A 1,068-nucleotide genomic window follows, 5' to 3' on the forward strand; every position below is an offset into this window, starting at 1 on the left:
GATCGTCTGGTGGGTCTGATGACCGAGCGCTCGGTGGACATGATCGTGGGGATCTTTGGGATTTTAAAAGCCGGGGGTGCATATGTCCCCATCGATCCGACGTATCCAGAGGAGCGTATCCGCTACATGCTGGACGACTCGGGTGCGAAGCTGCTGTTGACGCAAAGCCATCTGGTGGACAAAGCCGCTATCGACGGTCATGTGCTGGTGTTGGATGGGGAGCAAACGGTGTACCACGAGGATGATTCCAATTTGGAGCCATGGTCTGGTCCGAACGATCTGGCGTATGTCATTTATACGTCGGGTACGACGGGGCAGCCGAAGGGTGTTATGGTGGAGCATCACGGTCTATGCAATCTGAAAACGTATTTTGATCAGACGCTTCGGATGAGCACGTCGGATCATGCGTTGCTGTTCGCCAGCTATTCGTTTGATGCGGCTTGCTGGGAAATCTTCCAGGCGCTGTTCTGCGGAGCCACGTTGTATGTGCCAACGACAGAGACGATTTTGAATTACGAGCGGTTTGAGCAATATATGGCGGATCACCAAATCACCGTGGCTGCTTTGCCGCCGACCTATGCGGTGTATCTGGAGCCACAGCGGATGCCATACCTGCGTGTTCTGTTCACTGCGGGTTCAGCATCTTCCACAGAACTGGTATACAAGTGGAAGGATCAGGTGGCGTACTACAACGGCTACGGTCCAACCGAAAACTCGGTGGCGACGTCGATCTGGCCGGTATCCGAGGATGAGAGAGCGGGACAACTCATTTCCATCGGACGCCCTGTGCCGAATCATCGGGTATACATGGTGGATGTGCATGGACATTTGGCTCCGGTAGGCGTAGCGGGTGAACTGTGCGTGTCTGGTCCGGGTCTAGCCCGTGGTTATCTGGATCGCCCAGAGCTGACGGCGGAGAAATTTATACCAAATCTGTTTGCGGCTGGTGAAGCAGGGTATGAACGAATGTACCGTACGGGGGACTTGGCGAGATGGATGCCGGACGGCAACATCGAATATTTGGGCCGGATCGACCATCAGGTGAAAATCCGGGGCTACCGGATCGAG

The 1,068-nt window shown here is 55.0% G+C and carries 1 protein-coding gene; it reads left to right on the top strand.

What is annotated here, in order from left to right; translation table 11 throughout:
- The coding region (locus G9G54_RS24790) for an amino acid adenylation domain-containing protein (protein ID WP_165179940.1) at positions 1-1,068 on the top strand (1,068 nt) is incomplete at both ends.

Source organism: Paenibacillus sp. EKM212P (genome assembly GCF_011066115.1).
GTDB classification, from domain to species: Bacteria; Bacillota; Bacilli; order Paenibacillales; family Paenibacillaceae; genus Paenibacillus; species Paenibacillus polymyxa_B.